Genomic DNA, 24,525 nt, shown 5'->3' on the forward strand with positions numbered 1-24,525 from the left:
TTGAGGACTTCCTCAAGCCGGCGACCGGCCGATCTCGCTACACTTGTTCTTGTTTGTTCACCCATCCCCCTGCTTGGAGGTTGTTTGCCGCTCATGTACGCTTGGCTCGTTTATATTCACGTGATCAGCGCGATGGTATCCATCGGTCCGTTCTTCGTCCTCTTGCCGATGCTTCGCAAGCTGCAAAGCGCCGAAGGCGCCGTCCTGCATACTTATCTGGATTCATTTCAATTCGTCGTGCGACTTTCCAAACATACCGGTCATGTGCTGGTCTTCTCCGGCTTGCTGCTCATGTGGCTCAGCGGGCTGCCATGGACGACCCCGTGGATATTCGGCACGTTCGTCGTGCTGTTCGCTTCACTCTTCTTTATGGCTCGCGCCTTCTCACCGACACTCCGCAAGCTGCGTCAGCCGGATCACGAGCGTGAGGTTCTCGTCCGCAAATTAAGCCGGGCCCTTTATTTGTATATGTTCGTCTTGTTCGTTATGCTCGGTTTGATGGTCATGAAGCCCGCCTTGTGGTAGGGCTTTTCTTAACTTTCGAAATCGACGCACACGCTCGTTCCGTCAACCGCCTGCTTGAGGTACGCTTTCACTTCGACATGCAGCGGGTGGTTATCGTACACACTCAAATCGTCCTTGGAATCGAACTTCGTGATCAGCACGATGTCGTAAGAGCGGTCCGAACGAAGGACGTCAATCCCTACTTCGATCGAACGCAGCACCTCGATTTTGCCTTCCATATTTTTCAGCACCCCAGCCGTCGCTTGGACGGCTTCCGGGCTGCGGTCCTTCAATTTGAACATAACTACGTGTGTCAGCATCTCACGTTCTCCTTTTGTTGCTACGCATTATATGTATCATTCTGCTTATTTACCGGCTTGCACAGCCGACCATTCATCGAAGTTCCAAACCTTGATGGACAACTCATTATATCATTACCTGTAAGGAGGAAGCTAGATCGATTCACTTCCAAGCTGTCGTTTACGGAAGAAAATAGGATGACAGCCGCAAACGACGCAGCCGGTGCAAGAAAAGCTTTAACCCGATCAAGATCGGGTTGTCGCCCGCATGCCGGTCCATCGCCTTCAACACGAGAATACTGATATTGTCCGCAGCCCGGTGCTCCAGCGTCCGGGAAAGCAGCTCGTCGCAGATCGCCTGCGCGCCCTCCCCGCGGTCCCGGGCTGCCGTCAGCATGACGCGAATTTCCGTTTCCGGGAACGATCCGTGAAATCCGTCGCTGGACAGCAAGAACAGCGTCCCCGGCGTGTAAAGCCCGCTTTGCACCTCGACGCGCGGATTGCCGTTCATTCCGAGAAACGAGAGCAGAACGTTCCTCTTCGGGTGTTTACGTGCCGTCTCATTCGACATCAGCCCCCGCCGCACTTGTCCGTTTACCCAAGTATGATCGCGGGTGAGCCGCTTCAAGTCTTGGCCCGGACTAAATTTGTACACGCGGCAGTCGCCGATATGAACGATCAAATAAACGGCGCCGATCAAAAGAAGCAGCGTAAGCGTCGTTCCTTGACGCTCCCCCTGCTTATGACTTTGTTCCACGATTTGGCCGTGAATCGTTTGGAATTGCCGGACGGCTTCACGCTCGAACGCGCTCCACCGGTCCTTGCGATCGAGCAGCTTCGACAGCCGCTCCTCCAGCCATGTGCGAAGTCCCTCCATCGCGGCGTCCCCGGCCGCCCCGCCGGCCCCAAGCCCGCCCATACCGTCGGCAAGCGCCGCCACGGCATAAGGCGTTCCGCCAGCGGTCAGTCCAATGCGTATCAAAGAGCGGTCGTCGTTCGTCGCACGGTGCCAACCGCTATGGGTGGCGGCGCCATAGTGCCAGTGTACGGCAATCGTTTTTTTCACGGCTCAAGTCTCCAATTTATAGGTGATTTCGGTCGTTATGATGTTTACTATATCATCTTAGCCGAGCGGATGCACCTGAAAATGGGGTAAAAGTTCGCCGGTCACCCTTGCAACATGGCAAATTCCACAATTTTTGAGTCCATTTGACGACTTCATCTGACACTTAACTGTTTCATATAAAGGAACATCGCAATTGAAAAAAGTGAAGTTTAGCTTTTTACTTGAAGTATCGTTACATCACGCCGGATGAATACTCCCGGTGATTGTTAATTGAAAAGGAGATAAATTGTGCATGAGTAAAATCCGACGCATTCAGAAAAACTCCCGGAAAACGGGCGTGCTTTATAGCGACGCCGTGATCTTCGGTAACATGATGATCGTATCCGGGATGCTGCCTACCGATCATCTTGGTCGCCTTGTCGGCTTGGGGAATGCCGAAATCCAGGCCGAGCAAGTGTTTCAAAACATCAAGTCGGTTTTAGACGAAGCGGAAGTCCTTTTCTCCGATGTCGTCAAACTGACTATCTTTTTGACAGACATCCAACGCCGTTCTGAAATCGCCTCTGTCCGCGAGCGTTATTTCGGCAATGACAAGCCTGCCAGCACACTGGTTGAAGTGAGCAGACTCTCTCACCCCGACGCACTGATTGAGATTGAAGCCATGGTTTATTTGGGCGATTGAGCTGCGATGATCTTCAAATTTTATAGATGATTTCGGTCGATATAATTTTTACGATATCGCCTTCACGAAGAGGATGCGTCTGATAAGGAACCAACAACTCGCCGTTCAGCCATGTTCCGTTGCGCGATCCAAGATCTTTAACCGCGTATCCGTCCGGCTCTTTCACAAACTCGGCGTGCAGCCGGGATACGCCTGCCTCCTCGATCACCCAGTCGGCCTCCGCCCCTTGGCGTCCGATCACGAAGCTGGGCTTGCTCAGATCGATTCGCTCCAGGCTCCCCCCGCTCCCGCTTCGCGATACTTCCAAATACGGCATTTTCACATGAATGCCTGCTTGCGGCGGGCCAAGCAGGACGGTGGCATCCGATGGAAGCAGCAGCGTCGTTCGACCGCTTAATTCCGAATGGACGGAAGAATGCTGCCACAGGGATGGACCTGCCGCAACGTGACCAGCCTCGTTCCTTGCGGACGACGACTGGAGCGCATAATCTCCGGCTTCATTCTTATTCCATGCGGACGACCAGATCGGGTTATCGCCAGCTTTATCCCATGCTTGCGCCCGGACCGCATAACCGTCCGGTTCGGCAAGCGTCGATCGATCGTCCACCGGCGTATACAATTCTTCCACCAGTCCGGCACGGCTCAAAAATGCGTGCCTGGCTGCCTCCCCCTCTGCTTTCGGCGCCAATACGCCAGCGCTGCCTAGTTCGATGGAGCCGGGTCGTTCATACCCGCGTTCCCGTCCCATTCTCCGATAACCCCATAGTAAAGCAGCTCCCAAGAAAACCGTACTTCCCGCGCTCAAGTAAAGCTTCTGCTCGTTCGGATTTTCCGCATACAGCTTCCAAACGAAGCAAAGCACGAGCACAGCTCCCAGCAGGAGAAACAGCCGCTTCTTAAGCGGTTCAAAGGGTTGCTTTTCCGATTTATCGGGTACCGGTATCACAGCCTCGTCCCCCCAGGGCGTCTCCTTGAACAGGGGAGGTGCAGGCGGAACCAAGTCAGGGCGAACAGCAGACGAGGCTCCCGCCTCCATCATTTCCTGAATGACGGCGGATGGACCTGCTGCCGCTGCCGAACCCGGCGAACGCTCCAGCTGCCGCAGCAGTAACCGCTTCAGCTCCGGAAGGTTGAACGTTTCTTCCTGCAAGTAACGCATCACCTCCTGAAAGCCGTTACCCTGCAGTTCTACGACCCGATGGATCCAGCGGGAGGCCAAATGCTGCAAATCTGTGGAAACCGACGCCTTCCCGTCCAAATGTTCTTTAGGCACATAAGTCAAATACAGATCATCAAGCCCGAACCCGTAAAAAATAAAATCCTCTTTAAGCAAGTAACGTCCAGGCTGCAGCATATACACGCTGCTGTCGTCGAGCACTTCAACGATTTGCAGCAGCAGCCCGTAGTATTGCTTCAAAGAAAGCGGCTCGATTCTAAGCCCCTGCGTTAACATACGTTTGCCTGTAATATTGTAAAACAAAGTCAGCCTGGCGTCTTTTGCTTCCACTTGCAGCTCAAGCAGCTTCGGTATCCGATTCGCTGACACCATCCGCAATTGAAACTCGGACAGTTCTTCCTGCTTCAGACCCTCAGGGGCCGTTAGTGTCATAAAGTGACCCTGTTGTTTCTTGTAATCGACCTGAAGCCCGTAGATCGATTGTGTCAAGTTCATCCCCCCTTTATTCCGATCCGATCTTCATCTTTTCCTGCGCCTGGCTCAAAACAATCCGTCCCCCCCATAAATAAACGAGTAAACCGTCCCGGGCAGCACCGCCCACATGAAAGGAAAGCGAAGCTTGCCGTCCTCACGGTGACTGCTCGTGAATCCCGATAAGTCGCGTAAAATCCAGAGCTGAAATACGATCGCAAACGTCTCTTTTAACCGAACCATGCGATCATGCCGGCAAATAAAGACGATCAAGGCAATCAAACCGGCGAAAAATAATGAGGCGACCATCGCATACAGTGTAAAAACAGCGCCCGTCATGGCCCCTAACGCACCAAACAGCTTGACATCTCCGGCCCCTACGCCGCCCACCGCATATAGCAGCAGCATCGGTATAAATCCGCATGCCAGCCCCGCCGCCGAGAAAGCAAGCCCGTACCCGCCTTGAGCCATTCCATGCCCGAGCAAACCGGCGCCAATCCCCGCTGCCGTTAACCAATTCGGTATGATTTGTTTACGAATATCCGTTGCAAAAGCAAGCGCAAGCATCATTCCAACCATCCACCAAGCCCACATGTTCATCCTCCGATCCAGGCGCGTTCCGTCGCTTTTTTGCGCAGCACAACCGTTTTTTTGAAAAACGGCAGCAAAAATGTATAGCTGTACTGCGCTTCAACCGTGACGTATGCCGATGTCCCCGCGTTGAAATCCGGCAGCTGTAAATCCGTCACTTTCAGCTTTTCCGGTTGTAAGATGCCGGTTTCCGCAAACGAGGCGATTATCGGCGTCGCCGCTTCCGCCGCATGACGGCGAATGCTCGTTTTCAGCTCCTGCGTCGACTCGCCGCCCTTCGCCTCCAGCTGTTCCCGATACGATTTCTCCCAAGCCATCAGGCGCACAATCGGCTCCGGGATGAAGCGGCTGTAATTATCGGTGAACGATTCCGCGTCCACTACCTGCTGCCTTGCGGCGTTAGCCTGCGTCACCACCTGATCGAGCCAAACTCCGGGCGCACTCGCGGCCCATTGCTGCTTCGCCTCGTTGTACAACAGCTCGACCGGATACATATTCGAGGCGATTACTTTTGCCGTTTCGGAAACCGTGGATTGAAGCGCCATTTCGCATAGAGACAGACGGATAAACGATACGAGCAGCAGAAGCAGCGAGAAGAACAGCGGCAGCACCAACGCCGCTTCCAAGACAATTCCGCCCTCACGATCTTTCACCCACCGCATGCTGTTCACCTCCAATCGGACCCCGAAATAACTTGCCCTAGTAGCGCAAATCGGCCGTCTTGGACAAGCTGCATCTCGCTTTATCCGCCCCGCATGCGGCAAAGCCGTTATTTCCCAATAGACGCGTCACACCGCGCATAAACCAGAACGAAAACGCAGTCGAAGCGCTGCCGGACAGGTAGGTCGCGGTTTGGGTTAAATCGACACCCGTATTTACATACACCAGAGCCTGAATACGGGACAAGAGCGCCGCTTCCTTACTGTGCAGCAGCAAAAAGATGCGCAAATAATCTTTATAGCTTAAAGCGATCGCCGAACTAAGCTTTTTAGAAACCGGTACCGAATCCCCTTGAATCAAAAGCGCCATATCCTGCTGCGCTTGTACGGCCCCTTCGGCAACAGCCGCAAGCAGCACCAGCAGCGGCGAACCGGCTGCCAGCGAGTTGGCGTCCGGGGCAAGCAGCGCCTCCGCAACGCCAATCGCAAGACGAAACGCAAACATCTCCGCATAAGCAAGCGAATAATTGCCTGCGCAAGAAGCGGCGCCATAGATCATATACTCCACCTCCTGGTTGGCAAGCGGATGCTGCTCCGGCATCGAAAGCTCTTTGGATGTACGGATGCGGCCGTACGAATCTTTCTCCATTCCGAGCGTCCGGTAGCTGAACTTGCTGACGGCGTAATCATCGATATAATACTCGTCCCGAACCGTCGAGAGGACGTTCTCGAGTCCGGATGCCAGTTTAAGCGCGCTCAAACCCGCCTGATCCGGATTATCTAAAGGAGCCGTCGGGACGGAGGCAAGGTTATCCTGCTGACGATTCATCTCCATGAACGTCTGGAAATAGCCTTTTACCCCCGGCGTTGCCGGATTTCCCTGAAGCGAGTGATACAACGATTCGTAAGGGTCGACGCCGGAGACGAGACTGCAAGCGCCGATGCCGCGTCTCACTTGATCCAATACGGCTTGCGTTTTCGCCCGCTGCTCCCGCTTCGCGTCTTGAATGTTCTTCTGGCTTTGACTTCTGCGATTCATCTCCGGGGACATGCGTGTCCACGCGGTATCGAGCGTTTGCTTTGAGCCTTCGACCGCAGCGATCGTGTTCGCATATTTTTGCTGCGTAAACCAAATACCGTCGTTCATTTGCGCATGAAAGCCGGAAAATTGAGCGACGGCTCCGCCCGCATCGGCCTCCCATTGATCCAGCTCCTGTTTGCCGATCACTTGCACCCGGGCGAACACGTCGTCCGCTTTTGCCGTTGTGGAAGAGCCCCCTCCCCCGTTCTTGATTTGCTCCATTTCGGCGTTCAACGCATCGTTCGCTAGTACCGTTTGTTTGAACGCTTGCTGGAACCGGATGAGTTTCGTATGGAGCTCGTCTTGATCCAGCGCGGTTTTCCCTTGAAGGACCAGCAGCAGTTCGCCGTAACGCACGAAATTGGCTATCAACTCCTCGTATTGGGTTACCGTTTGCATCGCAATCTGATACTGGCTGGCGAGCTCGGCGCGGGATTGGGCGAGCTGCGCGATCGCTTGAACGGCGCCCGCGCCCGCCTGCGCCAAGGAATTGATTGAACCGTCAATGCTGCGGATTTGGTTCTGTAAGGCAGTCGCCTGAGCCTTGGCCTGCTGAAGCGCCAAACGCGTATCTTCAAGCGTATGAACACCGATACGCGCGCTCAATTCGTTCAAATCGCGCAGCTGCGTTTGATAGAACGGCGTGATGTCCGCCGATTTTTGCTTGATCGCGGCGAACTCCTGCCATGCCTCGTTCATCTTCTTGTCGCGCTCCCCGATCAGAGCCTCCACTTTAGAGGCGCGTTCACCGAACCGGGAGGCGTCTCCCATCGCGGCCGCAACACCGTTTTTCTGAAATTTGTCCACAATTTCCAGCGCAAAGTTAAGCGGTGCGCGATACTTCATTTCCTCTAAGATTTGCTGCCTCATCGTTTGATGATTGGATAACGGATATATTGGAGTCACTTTGGCCGTTCCCGGCACTAGCTCCTGACGCATCCATACGAATCGGTCGGCTCCCGCAGAATCCGACAAATTGTCGGACACCGTCTTGGCGAATTCGCCGTTCGCATCGACGGTTCCCGTTTCTATGGCGTACAAGCCGTAAGCCTGCAAATTTTTGGAATACGCGGACATGACGGAGCGGACACCGGCTTTCACGGCCAGCTCCGCCTCCTGATCCGCCGTTTTCCAGCGTAAAACGTCAATCAACAAACCTAAGAACAAAAGCAGCGGCAGTAAAATCATCATGAGATACATAGAAACGCCGCCCTTTTCGCTTCGCCACCATCGCTTGAAGCGGAACAATCGTTCACCTCCCGCCGTTCTCCTCATTCATGGAACACAACGACGATGCCGCTGCGCTCCAGCTCTTTCCTCAAGCCTTGCGACAGCTTGATCTTATCCTGATTCGAGGTTTTGAAAAAATGCCAGACGACGCCCTTTACTTGCACACCTTTCTTTAACAGCTCGAGATCTTTGGGCATTTGGACCTCGCGTAAATTTTTTTCATTGAACGTGTAGTAGGCTTGATGCGCGACGCCGGATGCGTCAAGCGCGTCGATCGTCCGTTTGGATTCGGGAGTCGCTTGAACGATCGTCTCCGTCCCGTTCACCAACAGCCGCACATACTCCGCCGCTTGCGCATGGCTCGTAACCGGCACCGGCTGCTTGACGTCGGAGGCGGGCTGCACCATGGCCGCCAATGCTTGTTTCGGCTTGATACGCCCTTGAATTTCCGAGATGAATGTCCGCGTAAGGTCCGTCAAGCGGATCGTTTCGACCGGCTCGACGACATATGACGCAGCGAACGCTTCGATCTCGGTGGACTTGAACCAGCGGCTCGCCGTTGCCGGCACCTCGATGTTCCTCTCCAAAGCCGCCCGTACGACCCTGAACAAACCGTAGTGCTGAAACGACAACGAGCCTCGTACGGAAACATCCAGCAAGCCAGCCGTTCGGGCCAATTTTCCGGCCGGCCCTTCCGCTGTATCGCGTTCTCCTGCAGACTGCGGTAAAGCTACGCGAACCGGGCTCATCGGGTTCGCCACATTAAACCATTGCGACAGGCCGTCGTCAGCCAACCGCCAATAAAGCCCGTCCCCGGCTTCAGGCCGGACCGCTCCTGTAACCATGTCCTTCCGGCTGTTGTCCCAGACATAGGCCGTTCGTTCCGCCAACCGGCCCGCGTTGAAATATAAGCCGGACTCGCGGTACATCATCACCGCAAGCCACAAGAGCGAGAACGTCAACAGGACGATAATCGGCAGCGTCCATGCAGCCTCCAGCGTAAATTGTCCTTCCTTCGAGGAGACCAGACGCCTCAGCCGAGCCGCCAAGCCCTTACGGAATAGCAGACGCTCCATGAGCGGTTACGGGGTCGTTTGCGGCTGGCCCAATTGATTCCCTGTCCCGCGCAAATTGCTCGTTTCCGTATTAATTTCGGAATCCGCGCTGTTGAACAATTGCTGCATCCACTTCATGATCCACTTGCGAAAAGCTATCGCTATAATCAGCAGTACCGCGACGATGAGCAAAATCTCCAGCGTCCCGAGCCCGTCCTCCTCCTTCCAAAACCGATTCCATGCCTCTCTAAATGCGAACATTCCCCATTCCTCCCGCTTCGTAAAGATGATTAGGCCGTCATTAACAAGGCTGGAACGGCCACGATAACCATGACGATAAAAAAGATAAGCACCATCGGAAATACAAGCTTGGAGGACGCTTCTTCGCCAAGCGTCTTGGCAAGTGCCTTCCGCTTATCCCACAGCGTCATGGACAGTTCGCGCAGCGAAACGAGCATCTCCTCGCCGCCGCGTCTGTAGTTCAAAAGCAGCGTTGTTGTAAACAAGGTCGTTTCCTGGAGAGAACACCGTTTGCTGAAATCCTCCATGCATTTTGTAAAAGAACCATTCATTTTCAACGTTCGCGCCGCCTCGGAAAGCTCCATGCGCAGCGGATCGGCCGATGCCCCGGTTTTGTCGGCGATCCGGATCAATGCCTGCTGCACCGTCTCTCCCGCTCCGACGAGCAGCATCAGCTGATTCAACACCTCCGGCAGCTCGATCAGCATCGAACGCCGCTTGCGGATCAGGGCTCCCTGCTCTCTCTTGTACAGCGCCAGCGGTGTTCCCACACCTAACAACAGCCCGTAAACGAGCATTTCGGCGTTATCATCGAGCAGCGACCCGAGCAGCGTAAAGAGAAGCACCCAGCCCCATCCGATCAGCACCGATCCCGCGACAAACCACCGCGTATGCGTTAAGGCAGACTTGGCGCCATGCAAGCCGATCATCACTTGATGAACATGATGGAGCGGTTCGCTCAGCCTTTCCGCAAGCTGCAGCCTGTCGATCACGCACAGGGCGGCAGCCGCTGCCCAATACAGCGGGTCTTTCGGCAGCAGCCGGCGGAACTCCAGTAACCAGGAAGCGTACGACCGGTGAGACGACACCGCCAGCATAGTGGCCGCCGTGACTTGCAGCAGCAGCAAAACCAGCATCCACGACATACGCCGCTCACACCTTTATGTCCATAATGGTTTGAATCCACAGTCGGCAAATCCACAGCAGCAGTAAGGAGCATGTCATAATCAAATGCCCCGTTCCTTCGTAAAGCGGCAGCATATAATCGGGAGCGCTCCACGCCATCACGGCGACAAAAACGACAGGGGCGACGGCCAGCACTTTTGACTCGAACTTTTTTTGCGCCAGCAGCACCTGCAAATCCTGATCAATATCGAGCTTCTCTTGAATGAGCAGTGTCGTTCTGCGCACGACCTGCACCAGGTTGCCTCCTGTCCGCTTGCAAATGACAAATATATCGGCGAATTGGGAAATTTCCTCCACGTGCGCACGCCGGGCGAAACCGATAAATGCCGATTCGATGCTCTCACCGTTGTCCATGCGCCGGACCATCATTTCCAGCTCCCGGATAATCAGGGCCGAGGCATCGGGATACAACAGTCTCAAATCGTTCAATGACTCGCGGATGGCGCTCTCCACCGATCTCCCGGCGCTTAGCGATGAGGAGATGGCGGACAACAGCTGCTTGAATTGAATTTTTAACTGCGCTTTGCGTTTCAACAACAGCTGCTTCCGGCGAATGGCCGGGAAGGCGAACCCGGCACAAGCGAACGCCAGCACCGCAAACGGATGTCTATAAAAAATCCATGCCACACCGCCCGACAATCCGGCTCCCAGCAGTACCGTCCCCATCCACTCGCGGCTCGACAAACGGATCTCGTTATAATCCGCAACTGCATGATTGCTTTCTTCGCCGAACTGCCCCCGTTTGATAAATTCCAGCTTACGGCGGAACGAAATCGCCTTCTTCATCGAATCCATATCACGCCTCCTTCCGCAGCTTTGCTACAGCAAGCCGCTCATGTGCAGCTTGGCCAGTTGCCGCTGCTCATTGCCGGTCGGCACCAGGCCGCCGATAATCGGACCTTCCCTTTGATCGCCCTGCTCTTCAAACCGGTACAACGGATTCAATACCACCTCCCCCTGCACGATTCCGGCTACCTCGCTAATCTCGGTTACTCTTCTTGAACGATCCCGGAGCCGCTGCAAATGGACCATCACATCAATCGCGGATGCCATCTGTTTGCGAACGACATCGAGCGGCAATTGCGCCCCGCTCAAAACCATCGTTTCCAAACGGCTTAGCATATCCGTCGTCGAATTGGCATGACCTGTGCTCAAACTTCCGTCATGCCCGGTGTTCATTGCCTGCAGCATATCGAGCGCCTCGGCGCCGCGAACCTCTCCGACGATGATCCGGTTCGGACGCATCCGCAGCGAAGCGCGAATCAGCTCGCGGATGGAGATTTCTCCCTTGCCCTCGGTGTTGGCGTTGCGTGTCTCCAACCGTACGACATTCGGTATGCCGCGGATCTGCAGTTCTGCCGAATCCTCGATCGTAACGACCCTCTCGTCCGGCGGAATATGCTGGGCCAGGGCGTTCAGGAACGTCGTCTTGCCCGAACCCGTGCCGCCGCTGATGAACACATTGTATTTGGCTTTGACCAAACGGATCAGCCATTGCGCCGCCTCCTCGGATATCGCTTGCATGGCGATCAAATCGCGCATGCTTAACGGATGAGCGGGAAATTTTCGAATCGTCATCGTCGGTCCGTCCAGTGCGATTGGCGGAAGCACGACATGTACACGCGAGCCGTCTGTCAATCGCGCATCCACAACCGGACTGGATTCGTTGACGATGCGGTTCACTTTGCCGACGATCGCCTGAATCGTATCCTCCAGCTTCTCCCGGCTTTCGAAAGCCAGATCTGTCTGTATCATTTGCCCGTGCTTCTCGATAAAAATCCGTTCATGAGAGTTGATCATAATTTCCGTAATTTCCTTGTCTTCGACCAGGGACTGGATCACGTCGAGCCCGCGGAACGAATCGAAGATGTCCCGCACCAGCTTATGCTTGCGTCCGGCCGAAATAAAGTTTTCCATCGACCGGGTGAAAACTTCCGCTTCTATTAACTCGAGCAGCTGCTCGTCTGAAAGCGAGGACCCGTAGTCGATCCGATCTTGAATGGTCAGCTTCAGCTGCTGCTTCAGGTCGATCCAGCTCTGTTCCGCCGTCAAGGCGAACCGCCCCCTCGAACAAGCGCCGCAGCCTCGTCGGCAAATCCTCTCAACAGCATGCGATCCGCTTGCGCGACATTTTTCCATTCCGGCACATACGGTAACCGGGCGCTGACCTTAAACGAGTACGATGCCATATCATTGGCCTGGGTGCCGGTAAACCGGTTAAGGACGAACCGGACTTTAGCCTGCAACTCCTCTGCTTCCTGCTGATGACGCAGGCGGCGGCTTTCGAACCAATCCTTCGACTTTTGCAGTTGAATGACGTCATCCGTCAACGGCCAGAGCACGAGACCGGACACTTTGAGCAGCTCCGTCGTCAACGGCCCGTCCGAGGAATCGGCATCCACGATGATCCGATCGTAGATCCCGGCTTTCACGATGCCTTCGAACAGCCTCCTGATGTCGCAAGCCTCGATGTCGTCCCATTCCGCCGGGTGCGTAAGGGGCGGAATGAAATCGTATTTCCATGTCGGGTGCGTTCGCTTTAACTGCTCAAGCTTGGCCGGGATTTGCTCAGGCCGCGTTTTGGCATAGTACAGCAGCCGGGAGAAAGTCTCGCTCGTTTCGCTCTCCATCGGCTCGTTTTCGTACCAGCCCCGCGACGGCAGACGCTCCAAGGAAAGACATAACGTGCGCTCCCCATGTTCGGCGAGCTGCGCGGCCAGATGGACCGCGGTTACCGTCTTGCCGCTTCCTCCGACCGCCGAATAAACGGTAATAACGCCGGAACGTTTGCTGCCCCGAAGCGGTTCCAGATAGCTGTACTCGTTATAATGAGAAGCAACCGACGACAGGAGGCGGTTCAACGGCTGGTACTTGAACAGAACCGGATACTCCAGCACCCCGCCGGTACGCTCCGTCTCACTGACGATAACAGTGCAACCCGTCTTCAACGCGAACAGCGCTTCATGCAGCGGCAGCCATGCTTCGTGCACCAGCACAATTTGCGGTTGTCGCGTTTCCTCGACGAATCGAAACCCTTCTGCCCGAGACGTAAACCAATGAAAGCTGAACCGCTCGGCAAACTCCGAAGAACGGATATAAGCGGAAAGCATCCCGCCGAAATAGGTGTCGGCATCCAGCAGCACGAGCTGCATTTTGGCCATTAGGCCGTCCCCTCCTTTCTTGCAGCACAAAAAACACCGTTGTCGGGGTAATATCCCTGACAACGGTGCTTCCGCTGCTTCTTTTATTGAATTAATTCGTATTATATCATAAATACTGGAAATGGCAAGTGCTATGACAAAAAGCCACAAGGTAACTACGCAGTATCTTCTTGAACTGCTGCCTGAGGGTCGTCGAAAATATTTAATCGCATACTTATTGTTCTTCGTTTGCCCTTATTGAATTCTTCATTCAAGACAAAGTTGTTTTTATAATAAAAATCAGTCACGTGCTCATCATTCTCTATATCTTCGTCCACAGTAATAAATTTGCAAGCAACAGAGTCATTGACCTCTTGAGCAATACCTCTCGCAAGTTCAATCATCAGTGACCCAATTCCCTTATACTCCTGCTGGTAGATACTGCTTACAGCAAGTTTTCCAATTTTAATTGCCGGAAAATTGGGAAACATAATTTTCTCTGGGAAATGGGTTGTTCTCTCATCAATACTTAGTCTGATAGAATCAGAAACAAGTGCCATGTAAGCAACTATATCCGCATTCATCCTGTTAATAAGTAAAAACGTTCGTGAGATATTAAGTTCTTGAAACTCCTGTGCCTGTTCTTTTAAGAAACTCTCATATTCAGCAATTGAGCATTGGAATTCTTCAATTCGATAACCTGTTGCGTATTCCATGGTAACGTTACATTGAACATACCATTATTCCCCTATATATCTCAATAGCTCTTAGTTACCAAAGCTGCAAAACAAATAACCTATGGCCATCGACCATAGGCTTTTGCTTCTCGGGACTCTGTAAAACTTCCAAGCTCAATCCGATACTCATAAAACAGCAAATGGCAAGCCAATTATCGCCTAACGAACGACGGCCGCATAAGCTTGCTTGTTCCGCTCGATTTGGCGAATGTGCGTATCCACGTGGCGATCGAACATGCGCACGATGTCCTCCAGCGTGTGCTTCCCGGTCACGTTATGGACGGCCGTTCGCTCCCAATCTTCCGGCTTCAATGCTGTGAGCACGGAAACCATAGAAGCGCGAAGCGCTTGAAACAGCGTCAAATACAACTGCATATCGAGAGACTGGTAATCCATTCGCGAAGCCCATGCATCCGGGTCGAATTTGAACAACAGCGGATTCGGCTCCGAGAGCGTCCGCTTCATGCGGTCAACCCCTACCATCTCCGCATCGCATACGTGAATGACAACTTCTTTGATGCTCCACTTCTCAGGGGCCGGCTTGAATAACAGCTCTTCATCCGTTACTCCCTCGATAGCTTGCACCAGTTTATTGTAACCTTCCGCATAGCTTTGCACCAGCGTTTCCATGTCCCCAAACCTCCCGCATGTTAGTAACGGCATGCCGCCTTCTGTCAACGCTTGGCCGCCGCGATCATCCACACCTGCTTCTCTTTTGCATACCGGGTCATGACCTGCTCCTCGGCATTCAGAAGCGCCCAGCCGCGGAACAAACGATCGACCTGTGCCCGGTCGAAGAACCGCTTCAATTGGCCTTCCCACGCATAATAATGGGGCTCCACTTCCGTACCCTGCCCGGCGCCGTATTCCTGATCACGCGTGGAATTAACCCGGCATAACAGCAGTCCGTCCGCTGAAAGCACGCGACGAATGTCGTCGACCATGCATACCGTTTCCGCCCATGAAAAATAATGCAAGCAAAGATCGGCGATCACGGCCGAGGCGATTCCGTCGTCAAACGGCAGCCGTTCCCGCAAATCCAAGCGAACCGTCGGCACACCGGGCAGACGTTCGTTTACCCGTTTCAAGGCTTCCCCGGATCGATCGCAGGCGATCACCGGCCAACCGCGCTCAGCCGCATACAGCGTATTGTTGCCCGCGCCGCAGCCCAAATCGAGGATGGGACGGCCACTCCTCTGCTGCAGCATCTCCGCATACGGCTCCAACCATAAATCGTAACGGAGGTTTTCCGCCTGATGTCCAGCGAAGATCGCATCCCAATACGCTTCCGACGTCATACGCCTTTACTCCTTCTACTGACGAATGAGGAACAAGGTCAACTCATCCCGGTTATGAAAAAGCTGTTTAGCCTGCTGCAGCGTCATCGTGCCCGCGAAATCATCGACGACTTCACGGATCGTCTGAAACGCCTTCTTATGCATCAGCTTCACGGTTATGATCGCCGTGCCGCCGGGCTTCAGCGCATACATCAGCTCCCGGACAAGCTTCGTCATTTGGCGATGGCTCCAGCTCATGTCGCAAACGAGCAAATCGAATTGGCCCGAGACGAAAACGACTTCATCCGCTTTCTTGGCCAAATAGGTCAGCTTCGGGTGCTTCACCAGCGATGCGTCCAGCTTCGCAGGATCGACGGCGGTGACGGCGAGTCCCCGTTCAAGCAGCAGGCTTGTCCAGCCGCCTGGCGCGGCGCCAATGTCAAGCGCATGCTTGTATTGGCCGAAGTCCAGCCCGAACGCCAGCTCCGCTTCCAGCAGCTTGAATTTGGCCCTCGACACTTGACCGTCTTCCTTGCGGAACCGTACAGCGCCGCCCGCCCAATCGGACAAGTTATGCGCAGGCCGCGACAGGCCCGTGAACAACGATTCCCCCGTCATGTATACGGACAAAATCCAATCCGCCTGCCGGACGACGGGCACGGCCGAAAGCTGCGATTCGAGCAGCGGATCGATGATGGACTTGATTGCTGACGGCGACGGAAGCCCCGTCTCCGTCTCCGGCTTGCGCGCTTGCACCGCAATCGCCGAGCCCGTCGGCACGAACGGGCGATACGCTTCCATCGCCGACTTTAGCGCCGCAGCGGCTTCTTCCAGCGTTCCGTTCCAGGACGTCTGCGCATCCACCGGGCACATATGCCGCAGAAATACCGGCTCCGCCGCAAGCACGCGACGTACCGCCTCTTCCCGCTCCAGCTCCACGGTAAACGTGAACGTTTCTCCGGGCGCCAGCCAAGCGAAACGAACCGCGGCTGGCGAGAACAGCCGCCGCAATTCTTCCTGCGCCTGCTGGGCATAACCGCGATTGGACGTGCCGATCAACATCGCTTCACTCATCCCGTCACCTTGATCCAAGGACGGTCTCCGAACCATTCGATCCGGATCGGCACCTGGAACGCCTTCATTAAGTTATCTTCGGTCAGCACATCCCGCTTCGCGCCGGAAGCGATCACATGGCCTTCCTCAATCAGCAGCACATGCGTAAACATCGGAACAATTTCTTCCATGTGGTGAGTCACGTAGATGACGGTCATCTGCTCACCGCCAAGTACATTGATATTTTCCAGCAGCCGCTCGCGTTCATACAGATCCAGTCCGGCACACGGCTCGTCCATAATCAGAATCGACGGACTCGTCATGAGCGCTCGCGCCAGCATGACCTTCTTCCGTTCCCCTTGGGACAAGCTGCCGAGCGGCTGATCCGCCAGCTTCAGCAGATTCACCTCGTGCAGCTTATCCAGCGATTTCTCGCGAATGCCTTGCGGGATCGTTTCGTAAAATCGCAAAAATCCGAATTCCCCGGTAGCGACGACTTCCCATACCGGATCGGCGGGATTCAATTTCTCATAAAGCGACTGGCTGATATAACCGATGCTTTTGCGCACCTCCCGCACGTCGCACTGTCCGTACGTATGGCCTAGAACGCGTACGGTACCCCGAGACGGAAACTGGTATCCGTTCATCAGCTCGAGCAGCGTCGTCTTGCCGGAACCGTTGCGGCCGAGCACGACCCAATGCTCTCCGGCTCGGATGTTGAAATGAACGCCGGCCAATATATGGCGGTCGTCGCGGATAAAATGGATTTGATCCATCGATAATACGTCTGACATCAGTACACACAACCTATTCTTTAGCGGGATGAGCCAGCTCCATGAGCAGCTCGGGCGGCACCGGGCCGTTCACAAGCGCCACATGGTCGGGCTTCTGTTGGTACAACATTTCATACATATGCTTCCTGCCGGCATCGCTGGACGTATGGAGGAAGATTCGTTTCGGGTAAGCGCGCAAGGATATCATGGCGCGGACGACTTCAAGCCCGTTCGGGAAACCCCAGCCGAGGTCGTAATCCAGCGACAACACGTCAACCTCATATTCTTGCAGCAGCAGCAAACACTCTTCGAGATTGCGAGCCAATACGAAACCAGGCGGACACGCGCGGAAATCATCCAAATATACGTGGATCACCGTGTACCCATCTCCCTAATATAACAAATTTCCGATTCATGCGTAACGCCGCGAGGAACAGGGGTTTCCAGCACGACCGGCAAATTCAGGCGCTCACGCAGCTTGCTTGAGCCGAGCATCGCGGCAAAACGCTCCTCGCCCATTTCTCCATGACCGATCCGCGCATGCCGATCTTTACAGCCACCGCGCGGGTAGAGCGAGTCGTTCAGATGAATCGCTTGCAGATCGGCCCAATAGCCGGTTTGCTCCATCCGCTCCTCCAGCTGCCGCCAGCCCTCCGACGGCGAAGATGGCCACAGTCCGGAAGCGAACGCATGGCATGTATCGAAGCAAAAGCCGACCAGCTCCGGCCGCTCGCAAAGCCGGCGTACCTGTACAAGCTCCTCCAGCGTCGTCCCCATCATCGTTCCTTCACCGGCCTGATTCTCGAGCAGCAATAACGTTTGCCCGGCATAACCCGAAAGCACTTCATTCACACATTGTATAATATTTTTGTAGCCTTGTAACGGGTCTTTTCCCCGGAATTTGCCAAAATGAACGACAATGCCAACGGAGCCGCATGCGTCCGCAATGTCCAGATCGTTGCGCAGCGAATCGATCGTCGCTTGCCGGAGCTCGCCCGGATCCGCCGCAATATGGGTAGGATAAGGCGTATGGGCGATCGACCGGATCCCGCGCTCCCGGCAGTAGGACGCACAAGCGGCCGCATCCTGCCGCTGGAACACTTTGACGGTCAGGCTGCGCGGATTTTTCGGGAAATATTGAAACGCGTCGGCTCCTAACAGGGTGGCGGTTTTGGCCGCTTCCAGGAAGCCGCGTCGGATGCTGATATGACAGCCGAATTTCATGTCCTCACCACCGCCCTTCTACGATTGGCACGCCGGACAGCAGTACGATTTCTTCGAGGAAACATCCTCGCGTACGATCGTACCGCCGCAGCGCAAGCAAGGCTCCCCTTCACGGTCGTAAACGCGGCACCTGCTATCGAAACCGCCTGTTAAACGATCGCCGGGGTACAACGGCATGTCCATATAACCGCCGAATTCCGTCGCTTCCGCCAGCACTCGCCGCATGGACAGATATAAGCGTTCGAATTCTACCGGCTGCAAAGACGCCGGTTTACGGGCAGGACGCAAGCCGGCGTCAAAACAAATCTCGTCGCTGTAACAATTGCCGATTCCCGCCAGCACGCTCTGGTCGACAAGATTGCTTTTCAGCGTTCCCTTACGACGGGCAAGCCGTTCCGTAAACGCCGGCTCCGTGAATGACGGCTCGAACGGCTCCGGACCGAGCTTGGCGAACAGCGGCTGAAGCTGTCCCGCTTCCACGACATGCAAGTAGCCGAGCCGCAGCCCGATAAAATTCAAATACCGCTCCCCGAAGCCGATGCGGACTTGAACGGTACGCTCCGGCTTCTCGGCTTCTGTCCCGTAGAACAAAATGCCTCCGAGCATCAAATGCAGCACTAACGTCTCTCCTGACGTCAAAGTAAACAGCAAATATTTCGCCCGTCGCTCGACCTGGCGGATCGATTGTCCGCGAAGCAGCCGGTCGAACCGTTGCGACTCTATATTGATTGATTTCTCCCGCGTCACTTCCGTTTCCGTGATCAGACGGTTCACGATCAATCCGCTCAGCAGGCGGCGGTAATTTTCCATTTCGGGCAGCTCTGGCATAATGACACCCCCTCGACATAGTCTTCCTCTATATTTCCATGTCGAACCGGTTTTATGTACCGCATCCCGGGGCTCACATCCGCTTAAGAAAAGTCCGAGAGCAAATCCAGCTGTGCAGTGCCCGTTCGTTTCTTAGGCGATTTGCCTGATTGGCCTTCGGGACGGCACGCTGCTGACTTTGCGGCACCGGATAAAGCGCTCGCCGCTTTCCGTTCCAATCGTTCGATCCGTTTCATCAGATCGGCTGCTTCCGGAGAGGGTTCGTCCGTCGTCTCGGCCGAACGCCGACGCTGCCCTGCCTTCGCGACGCTACGTTTCAACGCGTCGCGTCGCCATAACACATCCTCCGCCTCACGCGCGTACTGCAGCGCCAGCTCCAACTGTTTATCCTTGTGTTCGTAGTACATCGACAGCTCGATGAAAGGCTCGAGCGCAGCCGTTCGCTCCCTTCCCATGCGACGAATGTACAAGTTCCACAGCGCGAGCGCCTCTTCGTACCGTCCGTATTTCTTGAAATATTGAGCAAGCGGCAGCACGCAGCTGTCCAATTCGGCCCGCTCCGGCTCCGCCTCCGTATCGTGCTCCGTCAAGTCGTGTGCCAGCGCCTCCATCGTCACCATAGCCGCATCGTATATTCCGCACTTCTCCAGCCACTTGCCATAGCGGAACCATTCTTCCCGTCCGAACGCCTGCACGTCGTCCCCATCCGACTCGTACCCAAGCAGCCGGGCCAAATGAATAGCCAGCCCGGCCAGCGTCAGCACATCCCATTCGTTATGCCGGAACACGCCGGACAGCACCTCGGGGTTGCGCTCGGCCAAATATTTAAAATACAGGACGGGCGCCATCGAGCCGGGCACATCGTCGCTTCGGAATACGCCGAGCCGGGACGTCTCCACTTGCCCCAGACGCACCGAAGGCAGCGTCCGCTTCCATAGGCTGCGGGACGGATACAGGAAATCGAGATGTCCCTCCGGTTCGGCCGGCAGTGGAATTCGATTGAGGATGAACCGGTTGCGGACGATCGGCCAGTCGAACGATTTGCCGTTGTAGGAAATCAGAACCGGCCGCTCGGCAATTTTAGTTTGTAAATAAGCGAGCATGGACGCTTCTTCGCCGGGATGGCGTATGAGCATCTGCTCAACGGTAAACCGATCCGCCTCCATATACCCGATTCCGATCATAAACGGCACATTCCCTGCCCCCTGCCCGAGGCCCGTGGTCTCGGTATCGATGAACAGCAGCCGCTCGACCGCCGTAGACGGCGGCTGCTCCGGCTCATTCGGGACAACACCCGCCGATTCGGAGCCGGGGGTATCGTCCGGCGGCTGTACGGCCGGCTGAGCGCCGCGTCTTCCTTTCGTACCGGGACGCTTCCCCGTCGCCAGCAGATGCTGCAGCCGTTCGGCCCGCTCTCTCAGCTCGCCAAGCGCATGCAGGCCATGCTCGTGGTCGAGCCCGAAGTGGACGCGCCGCATCACAAAATCGCCCCACTCGCCCGGCTGCAGCTCCGCTCCCAGCTCACGCCAGGCCAGCGTCTCCGCGGACTCCCGCTCCGCCTGCGGACGATTCGCCTCCCGCTCCGCTTCGTCACGCCCGCTCTCCGCTCCCCCTGCCGCCTCGTTCCGCAGACTCCCACGCTCCCCGTCGCGGGCGGCGAGAACCTGCCCGCCCTCCGCGGTCGTCCCCGGGCTCAGCTCCCCGCTTCCCGCCGAAGGCTTCTTATGGCGCAGCAGCCTCTCGCGCAGCGAGCTCATCGCCGTCCACCCGCCCGCTTCAGCAGGTCGAGCGCCAGCCGCTTGCCGGTCAATCCGACCTCCTCGATCGGACCGACGCAGGCCGGGCAGCCGCTCAAGCAGCCGCACGAATCGATAATCCGCCCCGCTTCCCGAAGCAGCTCTCCGTGCATCTCGTACAACCGCTCGCTTAACCCGACGCCTCCGGGGTATCGGTCATAGAAGAAGATCGTCGGCTTCTTGTTATGTACGGCCTTCACTTGCGGTACGACGCGAATATCGTGCGGATCGCACATGAGATAAAGCGGTGCGATATGCACGAGCACGTTCGACAGCCCGAGCAGCGCAAACTGCATGTCGTTCACGGACATGTCCGCCGCCATTTCGTCGTCGAACGTAAACCAATAGGAGCTCGTGTGCAGCTCTTCTTCCGGCAAATGAATGGGACCAGAACCTATGTTCTCGTGCGTGTTCAATTTGAGCTTCTTAAAAATTGTCGCCTTCGCATTGACCGTAACCTCGCCGTATTGCCGCGTCAGCCCGAGCTCCTCCGACTCCCGCTGCACATGCAACACCTTGAGCTGTACGGCCAGGTTGGCGTCCGTGAAATAATCGACGTTGACCTCGCGGACGTACGCCTTCTTTTCCTCGTAATCGAGCTTCTCTACCTGAAACTGCACGCCCTCGTGCAAATAAATCGCCTCTTCATGAATAAGCGTCGGCGCGCTGAAGCGGTCGACCTCGCCGAGCACCCTGGCCCCATTCGTCATATCGATGATGATGAAATTTTCCTGGGCCGCCGAACGCAGGCTGATGTCATGTGCCGGGAACGACTGGTCCATCCAATGCCAGCGATCCTTCGCCCGATGCAGGATGCGTTCGTCGGTCAGAAACTCCAGAATATCGTGGAGCGACTCGCCGCCGAACGTCTCGTCCGCTTCGAACGGCAGCTCGTAGGCGGCGCATTTGACGTGATCGACCAGAATGATCAGGTTGTCCGGTTCGATCAGCGCGCGCTCCGGCGGTTTTTCGATGAAGAATTGCGGGTTTTGGATCACATATTGATCCAGCGGATTGCTGCTCGCCACCAGGAACGTAATCGAGCTCTCCTGCCGCCGCCCCGCCCGGCCCGACTGCTGCCAGGTGCTGGCGATCGTTCCGGGGTAACCGTTCAACACGCACGCCTGCAGCTGCCCGATATCGATGCCGAGCTCCAGCGCGTTCGTGCTCACAACGCCGCGAATATCGCCGTTGCGCAAGCCTCGTTCAATCTCACGGCGCAGCTTCGGCAAGTACCCGCCGCGGTAACCGCGGATCGTCTTCGGTCCGAGCTCGTGAGCGACCAGCTCCTGCAGGTAAGTCAGCAAAATTTCGACCCGCACGCGGCTCCTTGCGAAGACAATCGTCTGAATGCCCTGCTTCAGCAGCAGCCCGGCGATTCTCCGCGTCTCCAGCACGCTGCTCTTGCGGATGCCAAGCTGCTGGTTGACGACCGGCGGGTTATAGAAGACAAAATGCTTCTCTCCCGACGGAGCCCCGTTATTGTTCACGAGCGATACCTGCTCCCCGATGAGGCGTTCGGCATGCTCCTTCGGATTCTCGATCGTCGCGGAAGCGCAAATAAACTGCGGATTTGAGCCGTAAAACCGGCAAATCCGCTTTAGGCGCCGGATGACGTTCGCCACATGACTGCCAAAAACGCCGCGATAGGAGTGAACCTCATCGATGACAATATATTGGATATTCTCAAACAGCTTGACCCACTTCGTATGGTGCGGCAAAATCGCCGAATGCAGCATATCCGGATTCGTCACGACGATATGCCCGGCGTTGCGGATCGCCTGCCGCACGTTCGGCGGGGTGTCGCCGTCGTACGTATGCGTCTTCAGATCCGCCCCCATCACCGTCGCCAGCTCCTGCAGCTCCGCAACCTGATCCTGCGCCAGCGCTTTGGTCGGAAACAAATAGAGCGCTCGCGCGCTCTCGTCGTTCAGAATGCTTTGCAGCACCGGCAAATTATAACATAACGTCTTGCCTGAAGCGGTCGGTGTAACCGCCACGACGTGACGACCGGCCGCAACCTCGCGGAAAGCTTCGGCTTGATGCGTATACAGCCTGCCGACGCCGCGAGCTTGCAGCGCATCGCGCAGCTGCGTATTCAACCCTTCGGGAAAAGCTTCGTAACGCCCCTCGCGAGCGGGGATCGTGTGCCAATAAGTGACTTGGTTCATGATCTCCGGGGTGTCCCGAACCAGGTCGATCAATTCGTTCATGGAAGACACTTTACCGGTCAAACGGTTCATGCAATCGGACTCCTTCTGACGGACGCTGCAACCGGTGCGGCCGCAAAGCGTCCGCAGGTTGTCAGCCTAGTTTCCTCCATTATACCGAATGTCTGTTCGATCCATCAACTTTATTTTCAATATCATCCGCGAGCGGCTTGGCGCCCTGCATAAAGTTCGGGACTTCGAACTTCACTTTATCCTGCCGCCTGAATCGCTCGCAGCCTGCCTCGCTGCCCGGTATCATTCGTCCGATTTCCCGTATCATTTGTCCACCATCTTTATATACATAGAATGGAGCGTCTTCCCTTCCATTCTTGATAATGAGGTGAGTTCCATGATTCCGAAGCTTATCGAAGCCTGTCCAATAGGCGAACAAGTCGTCAACATGCATTCGCCCCGTCTGTACCTCGCCTTCTCGAGCTTACCCGAGAAAAAGCGAACCGCTGTTCAGGCCGTGGCGACCGCATGGAAGTCACGGGAGGCCGCTGCGGGAGAAAGTCGACTCCTATGGTAAATCGCTGGCTGATTCGTTTAACAGCCTTATACGTCTTATGGTTTTTGTGCGGGTATGTGCTGGTAAGCGGAGGTTTCCTGCCCGGATGGCTCACGTGGGTGAACGGCTTTTATTTAATTCTCGGGGGCGTCACCGCCTTGACCTGGTATACCCGTAAATACGGCAGTCGTCAGGCCGCAATTCTGTTCGTCGTCTGTTCGAGCATCTCCTACGCAGCGGAATGGATCGGCGTACATACCCGCCGGTGGTTCGGAGCCTACGATTACGGTTCGGCATTCGCGCCGCTCGTGTTCGGGGTGCCTCTGGCCATCCCGTTCGCTTGGTGTATGCTGCTTATTATCGCGAAAGCGTTCGCTCCCGCTTCACCTGCTGCGGACGCTTGGCGGGGACTCAGCCTGGCGGAGAAGCTGGCGCCGAACGCCAGGGCTATCAAGCAAGCGCGAGCTCGCAAGAAGCGGCGCAGCTTTTGGCTTCCCGCCATCTGGGCCGCCAGCATGGTGACGGCTATCGACCTGCTGCTCGATCCGGTAGCCGTCAAACAGCGGTATTGGACATGGGTGCAAAAGGAGGCGGCGACCTGGAACCTCATGTTCGATGCAGTGCCGCTTAGCAATTACGTCTGCTGGTGGTTAACGGCATTATTAATAATGAATATCATCAATTATTTGCATGATGAATATATGGTCCGCCGGGGCAACAGGGAAGCGTTCGGCGAATTCATCCCTCTCCTGCTGCTGCTTACGCTGGAATCGTTGTTTCTGACTTTAGCCGTGAAGAGCGGCCTCTGGTGGGCAGCGGCTTCCAATGTCGGGCTTCTCGCCTTGCTTTTCTTATGGAGGCGGAAAGAGGCGTTCTCATGATGGTTGCGCTCAGCGGCCTTCGTGTCGCAGAAGCGGCCGCACGACAAGAAAATAAGACCTAACGGGGCTGCTCCAAG

Annotated in this window: 27 protein-coding genes; 4 read left to right on the top strand and 23 right to left on the bottom strand. The window is 55.7% G+C overall.

What is annotated here, in order from left to right; all coding sequences use genetic code 11:
• Window positions 1-93: 93 nt before the first annotated feature.
• On the top strand, window positions 94-525 hold the full coding sequence (locus FKP33_RS16930; protein WP_141335829.1) for a DUF2269 family protein: 432 nt from the start codon (window positions 94-96) through the stop codon (window positions 523-525).
• 8 nt (window positions 526-533) lie between these two features.
• On the opposite strand, the gene FKP33_RS16935 is transcribed toward FKP33_RS16930, so the two are convergent.
• On the bottom strand, window positions 534-824 hold the full coding sequence (locus tag FKP33_RS16935; protein ID WP_054796439.1) for a Dabb family protein: 291 nt from the start codon (window positions 822-824) through the stop codon (window positions 534-536).
• A gap of 160 nt (window positions 825-984) precedes the next feature.
• On the bottom strand, window positions 985-1,869 hold the full coding sequence (locus FKP33_RS16940) for a PP2C family protein-serine/threonine phosphatase (RefSeq protein WP_141335830.1): 885 nt from the start codon (window positions 1,867-1,869) through the stop codon (window positions 985-987).
• Window positions 1,870-2,161: 292 nt separating this feature from the next.
• Between FKP33_RS16940 and FKP33_RS16945 the strand changes: the two genes are divergently transcribed.
• Window positions 2,162-2,551: a RidA family protein gene (locus FKP33_RS16945; RefSeq protein WP_141335831.1), complete on the top strand. Its 390-nt coding sequence runs from the start codon at window positions 2,162-2,164 to the stop codon at window positions 2,549-2,551.
• A 13-nt stretch (window positions 2,552-2,564) separates the two neighbouring features.
• Here the strand turns inward: FKP33_RS16945 and FKP33_RS16950 are convergent, their stop codons facing one another.
• From FKP33_RS16950 to FKP33_RS27235, 21 genes are all read right to left on the bottom strand, one after another.
• Window positions 2,565-4,217, bottom strand: coding sequence for a DUF6382 domain-containing protein (locus FKP33_RS16950; RefSeq protein WP_373423905.1), 1,653 nt, complete (start codon window positions 4,215-4,217; stop codon window positions 2,565-2,567).
• Between the two features lie 51 nt (window positions 4,218-4,268).
• Entirely contained in the window at window positions 4,269-4,793 is a 525-nt protein-coding gene (locus FKP33_RS16955) for an A24 family peptidase (protein WP_230875932.1), read from the bottom strand.
• Between the two features lie 2 nt (window positions 4,794-4,795).
• Window positions 4,796-5,452, bottom strand: a complete 657-nt coding sequence (locus FKP33_RS16960) for a TadE/TadG family type IV pilus assembly protein (RefSeq protein WP_141335833.1) — start codon at window positions 5,450-5,452, stop codon at window positions 4,796-4,798.
• A gap of 37 nt (window positions 5,453-5,489) precedes the next feature.
• Window positions 5,490-7,778, bottom strand: a complete 2,289-nt coding sequence (locus FKP33_RS16965) for a hypothetical protein (protein WP_258313465.1) — start codon at window positions 7,776-7,778, stop codon at window positions 5,490-5,492.
• A gap of 23 nt (window positions 7,779-7,801) precedes the next feature.
• Window positions 7,802-8,836 (bottom strand): hypothetical protein, encoded by a 1,035-nt coding sequence (locus FKP33_RS16970; RefSeq protein ID WP_141335835.1) that lies wholly within the window; start codon window positions 8,834-8,836, stop codon window positions 7,802-7,804.
• A gap of 6 nt (window positions 8,837-8,842) precedes the next feature.
• The gene (locus FKP33_RS16975; protein ID WP_054796431.1) at window positions 8,843-9,076 is read right to left on the bottom strand and encodes a Flp1 family type IVb pilin; all 234 of its coding nucleotides are present in this window, start codon (window positions 9,074-9,076) and stop codon (window positions 8,843-8,845) included.
• 29 nt (window positions 9,077-9,105) lie between these two features.
• Window positions 9,106-9,981 carry a type II secretion system F family protein gene (locus FKP33_RS16980; protein WP_258313466.1) on the bottom strand — a complete coding sequence of 292 codons (876 nt, stop codon included), beginning with the start codon at window positions 9,979-9,981 and terminating at the stop codon, window positions 9,106-9,108.
• Window positions 9,982-9,988: 7 nt separating this feature from the next.
• Window positions 9,989-10,816, bottom strand: a complete 828-nt coding sequence (locus FKP33_RS16985) for a type II secretion system F family protein (RefSeq protein ID WP_141335836.1) — start codon at window positions 10,814-10,816, stop codon at window positions 9,989-9,991.
• Between the two features lie 24 nt (window positions 10,817-10,840).
• Entirely contained in the window at window positions 10,841-12,073 is a 1,233-nt protein-coding gene (locus tag FKP33_RS16990) for a TadA family conjugal transfer-associated ATPase (RefSeq protein ID WP_236595911.1), read from the bottom strand.
• Window positions 12,070-13,182 carry a P-loop NTPase family protein gene (locus FKP33_RS16995; RefSeq protein ID WP_141335838.1) on the bottom strand — a complete coding sequence of 371 codons (1,113 nt, stop codon included), beginning with the start codon at window positions 13,180-13,182 and terminating at the stop codon, window positions 12,070-12,072. Before FKP33_RS16995 ends, FKP33_RS16990 begins: the two co-directional genes overlap by 4 nt.
• A 155-nt stretch (window positions 13,183-13,337) precedes the next feature.
• Complete coding sequence (locus FKP33_RS17000) at window positions 13,338-13,877, bottom strand: N-acetyltransferase (protein WP_141335839.1); 540 nt, start codon at window positions 13,875-13,877, stop codon at window positions 13,338-13,340.
• 180 nt (window positions 13,878-14,057) lie between these two features.
• Window positions 14,058-14,528, bottom strand: coding sequence for a DinB family protein (locus FKP33_RS17005; protein ID WP_054796428.1), 471 nt, complete (start codon window positions 14,526-14,528; stop codon window positions 14,058-14,060).
• A gap of 44 nt (window positions 14,529-14,572) precedes the next feature.
• Window positions 14,573-15,196 carry a class I SAM-dependent methyltransferase gene (locus FKP33_RS17010; protein WP_141335840.1) on the bottom strand — a complete coding sequence of 208 codons (624 nt, stop codon included), beginning with the start codon at window positions 15,194-15,196 and terminating at the stop codon, window positions 14,573-14,575.
• A gap of 15 nt (window positions 15,197-15,211) precedes the next feature.
• Complete coding sequence (locus FKP33_RS17015) at window positions 15,212-16,249, bottom strand: SAM-dependent methyltransferase (RefSeq protein WP_054796427.1); 1,038 nt, start codon at window positions 16,247-16,249, stop codon at window positions 15,212-15,214.
• Window positions 16,246-17,022 carry an ABC transporter ATP-binding protein gene (locus FKP33_RS17020; protein WP_141335841.1) on the bottom strand — a complete coding sequence of 259 codons (777 nt, stop codon included), beginning with the start codon at window positions 17,020-17,022 and terminating at the stop codon, window positions 16,246-16,248. The genes FKP33_RS17015 and FKP33_RS17020 overlap by 4 nt, the downstream gene beginning before the upstream one ends.
• A gap of 13 nt (window positions 17,023-17,035) precedes the next feature.
• Window positions 17,036-17,377, bottom strand: a complete 342-nt coding sequence (locus tag FKP33_RS17025; RefSeq protein WP_054796426.1) for a cyclic-phosphate processing receiver domain-containing protein — start codon at window positions 17,375-17,377, stop codon at window positions 17,036-17,038.
• Window positions 17,374-18,225, bottom strand: coding sequence for a deoxyribonuclease IV (locus FKP33_RS17030; protein ID WP_054796425.1), 852 nt, complete (start codon window positions 18,223-18,225; stop codon window positions 17,374-17,376). Before FKP33_RS17030 ends, FKP33_RS17025 begins: the two co-directional genes overlap by 4 nt.
• An 18-nt stretch (window positions 18,226-18,243) precedes the next feature.
• Window positions 18,244-19,053: an Fpg/Nei family DNA glycosylase gene (locus FKP33_RS17035; protein WP_141335842.1), complete on the bottom strand. Its 810-nt coding sequence runs from the start codon at window positions 19,051-19,053 to the stop codon at window positions 18,244-18,246.
• An 83-nt stretch (window positions 19,054-19,136) separates the two neighbouring features.
• The gene (locus FKP33_RS17040; RefSeq protein WP_141335847.1) at window positions 19,137-20,810 is read right to left on the bottom strand and encodes a ribonuclease H-like domain-containing protein; all 1,674 of its coding nucleotides are present in this window, start codon (window positions 20,808-20,810) and stop codon (window positions 19,137-19,139) included.
• Window positions 20,807-23,092: a DEAD/DEAH box helicase gene (locus tag FKP33_RS17045; RefSeq protein WP_141335843.1), complete on the bottom strand. Its 2,286-nt coding sequence runs from the start codon at window positions 23,090-23,092 to the stop codon at window positions 20,807-20,809. The genes FKP33_RS17040 and FKP33_RS17045 overlap by 4 nt, the downstream gene beginning before the upstream one ends.
• Before the next feature lie 79 nt (window positions 23,093-23,171).
• Complete coding sequence (locus FKP33_RS27235; protein WP_155613960.1) at window positions 23,172-23,339, bottom strand: hypothetical protein; 168 nt, start codon at window positions 23,337-23,339, stop codon at window positions 23,172-23,174.
• Between the two features lie 69 nt (window positions 23,340-23,408).
• On the opposite strand from FKP33_RS27235, the gene FKP33_RS27240 reads away from it, so the two are divergent.
• Entirely contained in the window at window positions 23,409-23,588 is a 180-nt protein-coding gene (locus tag FKP33_RS27240; RefSeq protein WP_127609484.1) for a hypothetical protein, read from the top strand.
• Entirely contained in the window at window positions 23,582-24,448 is an 867-nt protein-coding gene (locus tag FKP33_RS17055) for a carotenoid biosynthesis protein (protein ID WP_127609486.1), read from the top strand. Before FKP33_RS27240 ends, FKP33_RS17055 begins: the two co-directional genes overlap by 7 nt.
• Window positions 24,449-24,525: the final 77 nt, after the last annotated feature.

Origin of the sequence: Paenibacillus sp. tmac-D7 (assembly GCF_006519665.1) — a bacterium.
Lineage (GTDB): Bacteria > Bacillota > Bacilli > Paenibacillales > NBRC-103111 > Paenibacillus_G > Paenibacillus_G validus.

Coding starts and splice junctions, on each gene's coding strand:
- FKP33_RS17000 (WP_141335839.1), bottom strand. CDS start 13,877: ATGGAATACGCAACAGGTTATCGAATTGAAGAATTCCAATGCTCAATT.
- FKP33_RS16980 (WP_258313466.1), bottom strand. CDS start 9,981: ATGTCGTGGATGCTGGTTTTGCTGCTGCTGCAAGTCACGGCGGCCACT.
- FKP33_RS16935 (WP_054796439.1), bottom strand. CDS start 824: ATGCTGACACACGTAGTTATGTTCAAATTGAAGGACCGCAGCCCGGAA.
- FKP33_RS16930 (WP_141335829.1), top strand. CDS start 94: ATGTACGCTTGGCTCGTTTATATTCACGTGATCAGCGCGATGGTATCC.
- FKP33_RS17020 (WP_141335841.1), bottom strand. CDS start 17,022: ATGTCAGACGTATTATCGATGGATCAAATCCATTTTATCCGCGACGAC.
- FKP33_RS17055 (WP_127609486.1), top strand. CDS start 23,582: ATGGTAAATCGCTGGCTGATTCGTTTAACAGCCTTATACGTCTTATGG.
- FKP33_RS16995 (WP_141335838.1), bottom strand. CDS start 13,182: ATGGCCAAAATGCAGCTCGTGCTGCTGGATGCCGACACCTATTTCGGC.
- FKP33_RS17015 (WP_054796427.1), bottom strand. CDS start 16,249: ATGAGTGAAGCGATGTTGATCGGCACGTCCAATCGCGGTTATGCCCAG.
- FKP33_RS17005 (WP_054796428.1), bottom strand. CDS start 14,528: ATGGAAACGCTGGTGCAAAGCTATGCGGAAGGTTACAATAAACTGGTG.
- FKP33_RS17030 (WP_054796425.1), bottom strand. CDS start 18,225: ATGAAATTCGGCTGTCATATCAGCATCCGACGCGGCTTCCTGGAAGCG.
- FKP33_RS17040 (WP_141335847.1), bottom strand. CDS start 20,810: ATGAGCTCGCTGCGCGAGAGGCTGCTGCGCCATAAGAAGCCTTCGGCG.
- FKP33_RS27235 (WP_155613960.1), bottom strand. CDS start 23,339: ATGATACGGGAAATCGGACGAATGATACCGGGCAGCGAGGCAGGCTGC.
- FKP33_RS17035 (WP_141335842.1), bottom strand. CDS start 19,053: ATGCCAGAGCTGCCCGAAATGGAAAATTACCGCCGCCTGCTGAGCGGA.
- FKP33_RS16960 (WP_141335833.1), bottom strand. CDS start 5,452: ATGCGGTGGGTGAAAGATCGTGAGGGCGGAATTGTCTTGGAAGCGGCG.
- FKP33_RS16975 (WP_054796431.1), bottom strand. CDS start 9,076: ATGTTCGCATTTAGAGAGGCATGGAATCGGTTTTGGAAGGAGGAGGAC.
- FKP33_RS16970 (WP_141335835.1), bottom strand. CDS start 8,836: ATGGAGCGTCTGCTATTCCGTAAGGGCTTGGCGGCTCGGCTGAGGCGT.
- FKP33_RS27240 (WP_127609484.1), top strand. CDS start 23,409: ATGATTCCGAAGCTTATCGAAGCCTGTCCAATAGGCGAACAAGTCGTC.
- FKP33_RS17010 (WP_141335840.1), bottom strand. CDS start 15,196: ATGACGTCGGAAGCGTATTGGGATGCGATCTTCGCTGGACATCAGGCG.
- FKP33_RS16955 (WP_230875932.1), bottom strand. CDS start 4,793: ATGTGGGCTTGGTGGATGGTTGGAATGATGCTTGCGCTTGCTTTTGCA.
- FKP33_RS17045 (WP_141335843.1), bottom strand. CDS start 23,092: ATGAACCGTTTGACCGGTAAAGTGTCTTCCATGAACGAATTGATCGAC.
- FKP33_RS16945 (WP_141335831.1), top strand. CDS start 2,162: ATGAGTAAAATCCGACGCATTCAGAAAAACTCCCGGAAAACGGGCGTG.
- FKP33_RS16985 (WP_141335836.1), bottom strand. CDS start 10,816: ATGGATTCGATGAAGAAGGCGATTTCGTTCCGCCGTAAGCTGGAATTT.